Origin of the sequence: Streptomyces purpurogeneiscleroticus (genome assembly GCF_020024005.1) — a bacterium.
Lineage (GTDB): Bacteria > Actinomycetota > Actinomycetes > Streptomycetales > Streptomycetaceae > Streptomyces > Streptomyces purpurogeneiscleroticus.
The window spans coordinates 1-4,397 of sequence record NZ_NHSG01000294.1 but is presented as its reverse complement, the minus strand read 5'-3'; the positions used below and the strand labels follow the sequence as shown (position 1 = coordinate 4,397).

The following is a 4,397-nucleotide window of genomic DNA, read 5'->3' as shown; positions in this document are numbered from 1 at the left end:
CTGGGCGGGCGGGCGGAACGGGTGCCGCGCGGCCGCCGCGGCAGGAAGGCTGCAGAGCCCGCCCTGCCGGGCACGGCACCGGCAGCGGGCCTGGTGGGCGCCGCACCGGCCACGCCGTCGATCCCGGCGCAGGTGTCGTACGAGGTGTCGCCGCTTCCCGGGTACGGCAGCCCGGGTCCCGTGCTGCGCCCCGCGGACACTTCGGCCGCCGTGCTCGCGCTGCCCGTGCCGCGGGTGGACCCCGGCGACCCGAACGCCGGTTTCCTGGCCGGTCTGCTGGCCGCGGCCCCCGCCGAGCTGCTCGGCGCGCTGCGCTCCGCGCCCGCCGACTCCCTGGAGCTGCGGCTGCGCGACCTGCGGGCCCGGCTGGAGATGGCCGACGGGTCAGTGGCTCAACGAGTGCTGCGGGAGATCGAGACCGATCCGCTGGCCGACTGGGCGACGGACTGGCGGGTGGTCTGGTACCGCGGCCTCGTGGCCCTGGCCACGGGTGACAAGGAGACGGCCGCGCTGTCCTTCGACGCGGTGTACGACGCGTTCCCCGGGGAACCCGCGCCCAAGCTCGCGCTGGGCCTCTGCGCCGAGGTGCTGGGCCAGCTGGACAACGCCGCCGAGTACTACCACCTGGTGTGGACCACCGACCACAGCTATGTGAGCGCGGCGTTCGGGCTGGCCCGGGTGCGGCTCGCGGCCGGTGACCGCAGCGGCGCGGTGCGCGCCCTGGAGGCCGTACCGGAGTCCTCGATCCACTACACCGCGGCCCGCATCGCCGCGGTACGGGCCCGGCTCCGGCAGCGCCCGGCAACGGACCCGCTGCTGCCCGACCTGCAGGCCGCGGCCCGGCAGATCGAGCGGCTGGCGGACTTCGGACTGGACGCGCAGCGCCGCGGAACACTGACGACGGAGGTACTGGGCTGCGCGCTGGACTGGGTACTGTCCGGGCGCGCCGGAGAACGGCCGACGCCCGGGGCCGTACCCGTCCTGCTCGGCTGCGAGGTGGACGAGCGCGGGCTGCGCTTCGGCCTGGAGCGGTCCTGCCGGCTGCTCGCCAGGCTGGCTCAGCGCGGTGATGAGAGGATCGAACTGGTGGAGCGGGCCAACCGCTTCCGCCCCAGGACGTGGGTGTGAGATGGCAGTGACAGGTCCTTCCCGGTGCCCGGGATGCACCGAGCCGCTGGAGCCGGGGGACAACTTCTGCGGTGTGTGCGGCGCGGATGTCTCCGCGGCGGCGCCGGATGACGCCGCGGCCGGGGCATACGGTGCGTACGGTGCGGCCGGGGCGTACGGGGCGGCCCCGCCGCCCGCTCCCGAGAAGCGGCTCCCGGACGGTCCGGACGGCTCGGTCGTCCTGGACGGCTCCGGCGGCTCGGGCAGCTCGGGCAGCAGAGCCGGCTCGGACGGCGCGGACGGCGCGGACCCGATGGCGGACGGCCCGGCCGATCCCCGTGAGTCCTTCGCCGCCAAGACCTGCGTGGCGTGCCGGACCGGCAGCGTCGACCAGGACGGCTACTGCGAGCTGTGCGGCCACGCCCAGCCGCGCGAGCGCGACCACTTCGAGCGCGAGCTGGAGCGGGTCGCCGCCGTCAGCGACCGCGGCCACCGCCACCACCGCAACGAGGACTTCTTCGCCGTCGCCGGCACCGCGCTGTCCGACGGCTCCCCCGCGGTGCTCGCCGTGGTCTGCGACGGTGTCTCCTCCGCGACCCGGCCCGACGAGGCGTCGCAGGCCGCCGCCGAGACGGCCGCCGAGTCGCTGCTCGCGGCGCTGCCCCGGGAGGCCCATCCGCAACAGGCCATGCACGACGCGATCCTGGCCGCCGCCAAGTCCGTCGACGCGCTCGCCGAGGAGCCCGACCGCCCGCGCGACCCGTACCGTCAGCAGAACGCCCCGGCCTGCACGCTCGTCGCGGCCGTCGCGGCCGCCGGGGTGCTGACCGTCGGCTGGGTCGGCGACAGCCGCGCGTACTGGATCCCCGACGACCGCACCGCGCCCGGTGCCCGGCTCACCGAGGACGACTCGTGGGCCGCACAGATGGTGGCGAACAACCTGATGTCGGAGGCCGAGGCGTACTCCGACGAACGGGCCCACGCCATCACCGGCTGGCTGGGCGCCGACGCGTACGAACTGCAGCCGCACACCGCCGCGTTCCGGCCGGACCGCCCGGGCGTGGTCGTGGTGTGCACCGACGGCCTGTGGAACTACACGGAGGCGGCGGCCGAACTGGCGGCGCTGCTGCCCCCGGACGCGGGTGAACGCCCGCTGCACAGCGCACGTACCCTCGTGCGCCACGCTCTGGACAGCGGGGGCCACGACAACGTAACAGTGGCCGTGGTGCCGTTCCCGGTCCCCGCGCCCGGGGCAGTATCGGCGTGAGCCACCGCAGCAACGCGTAACACAGTCTGCGCAGTCAGCGCAGGAGAACGGTCCGGCACCTGGGGAGGTGCCGACGGGGGGACGGCCTGGGGTACTTCCGCCCGCCCGCACGCCGACGAGCACGACGGAGCGTCAAGGAGCGGAAGAGATGGCCAACTTCTCGAAGTCCACGGTGCCGCAGTTCTCCGTGGAGGTGTACCAGAACGAGTACCTCCCCGAGGGTGGCCGCGAGGTGAACGCCATCGTCACGGTCACCGCCACTGGCGGCGGCACCTCCGGCGGCCGGCCGCTCGCCGACGCCGCCGGGCAGCCCGCGCCGGGCGGCGCCCCGGACGCCGCCGTGGTCATCATGGTCGACTCCTCCGGCTCGATGGAGTACCCGCCCACCAAGATGCGCAACGCCCGCGACGCCACCGCGGCGGCGATCGACACGCTGCGCGACGGGGTGGCCTTCGCGGTGATCTCCGGCACCCATCAGGCCGCCGAGGTCTACCCGGGCGGCGGCCGCCTCGCCCAGGCATCGCCCGCCACGCGTGCGCTGGCCAAAGACGCGCTGCGGAGGCTGCGTTCGGGCGGCGGCACGGCGATCGGCACGTGGCTGCGGCTGGCCGACCGGCTGCTGTACTCCGCCGACGTGGCCATCCGGCACGGCATCCTGCTCACCGACGGCCGCAACGAACACGAGTCGCCCGAGGACCTGCGGGCCACCCTGGACGCCTGTGCCGGGCGGTTCACCTGCGACGCCCGCGGGGTGGGCACGGACTGGGAGGTCAAGGAGGTCACCGGCGTCGCCTCGGCCCTGCTGGGCAGCGCCGACATCGTCGCCGATCCGGCCGGGCTGACCGCGGACTTCACGCGGATGATGGAGACCGCGATGGGCAAGGAGGTCGCGGACGTGGCCCTGCGGGTGTGGACGCCGCAGGGCGCCGGGATCCGGTTCGTGAAGCAGGTCGCGCCGACGGTCGAGGACCTGACCGGCCGGCGCACCGAGGCCGGGCCGCGGGCCGGCGACTACCCGACCGGCTCGTGGGGCGACGAGTCCCGCGACTACCACGTGTGCGTACGCGTCCCGGACGCCGGCGTCGGCCAGGAGATGCTGGCCGCGCGGGTGGCACTGGTGCTCCCTGCGCCCGGCGGCGGCACGCCCCGGACGCTCGCGCAGGGCCTGGTACGAGCCGTGTGGACGACGGACATGGCCGCATCGACGCAGATCAATCCGCAGGTGGCGCACTACACGGGACAGGCGGAACTGGCCCGGGCCATCCAGTCGGGACTGGATGCCCGTAAGGCCGGGGATGTCGACGGCGCGACCGCCCGGCTGGGCCGGGCCGTGCAACTGGCGAGCGCCTCCGGGAACGAGGACACTGCGAAACTGCTTGCGAAGGTGGTGGACGTCGTGGACGCGGTGACCGGTACTGTGCGGCTGAAGGCGAAGGTCGCGGAAGCGGACGAGATGACGCTCGAAACGCGCTCTACCAAGACAGTTCGCGTCAAAAAGTGACAAACGAGTAACGAGCTAGACGTAAAACCGTTGGAAGACGGTACGGAGGGGGACATACCGACATGCCGACCTGCCCGAACGGCCACCAGTCAGTGGCCGAAGACTGGTGCGAGGTGTGCGGCCACCGCATGGCGGGCACTGTCGCTCCGCCGCCTCCCCCGCCGGCCGGCTTCCCCGGCGCTCCGGCCCAGCAGCCCCCGCAGCAGGGCGGCTACGGCTTCCCGCCGCCGCCCGGCGCGGGCCACACACCCGGGCCCGGCCCCGGCCAGGCCCCGGCCGAGCTGTGCCCGCAGTGCGGCACGCCGCGCGAGGCCATGGCGCCGTTCTGCGAGGGATGCCGGTACAACTTCCTGACGCACTCCTCGACCTCCGCGTCGTACGGGGCGCCCGCGCCGCAGTCCGCGCAGCCGCCCGGCTTCCCGGCCCAGCCCGGCCCGCCGGACCAGTACGAGTACCAGAGCTCGCGGCCCTCGCAGATGAACCGGCCCGCCGAGCCGCTGGGCCCCGGGCAGCAGCCGTTCG

General features: G+C 74.6%; 3 protein-coding genes and 1 pseudogene. All 4 read left to right on the top strand.

Features of this window, described 5'->3' with window-relative positions:
* On the top strand, positions 1 to 1,128 hold a 1,128-nt coding region (locus tag CCS38_RS18875), incomplete at its 5' end, for a tetratricopeptide repeat protein (protein WP_308050834.1).
* Position 1,129: 1 nt separating this feature from the next.
* Positions 1,130 to 2,374, top strand: a complete 1,245-nt coding sequence (locus CCS38_RS18870) for a protein phosphatase 2C domain-containing protein (protein ID WP_223734466.1) — start codon at positions 1,130 to 1,132, stop codon at positions 2,372 to 2,374.
* A gap of 148 nt (positions 2,375 to 2,522) precedes the next feature.
* Entirely contained in the window at positions 2,523 to 3,875 is a 1,353-nt protein-coding gene (locus CCS38_RS18865; protein WP_223734465.1) for a VWA domain-containing protein, read from the top strand.
* Between the two features lie 62 nt (positions 3,876 to 3,937).
* A pseudogene (locus CCS38_RS18860) lies at positions 3,938 to 4,397 on the top strand (FHA domain-containing protein); the annotation flags it as partial.

Coding starts and splice junctions, on each gene's coding strand:
- CCS38_RS18870 (WP_223734466.1), top strand. CDS start 1,130: ATGGCAGTGACAGGTCCTTCCCGGTGCCCGGGATGCACCGAGCCGCTG.
- CCS38_RS18865 (WP_223734465.1), top strand. CDS start 2,523: ATGGCCAACTTCTCGAAGTCCACGGTGCCGCAGTTCTCCGTGGAGGTG.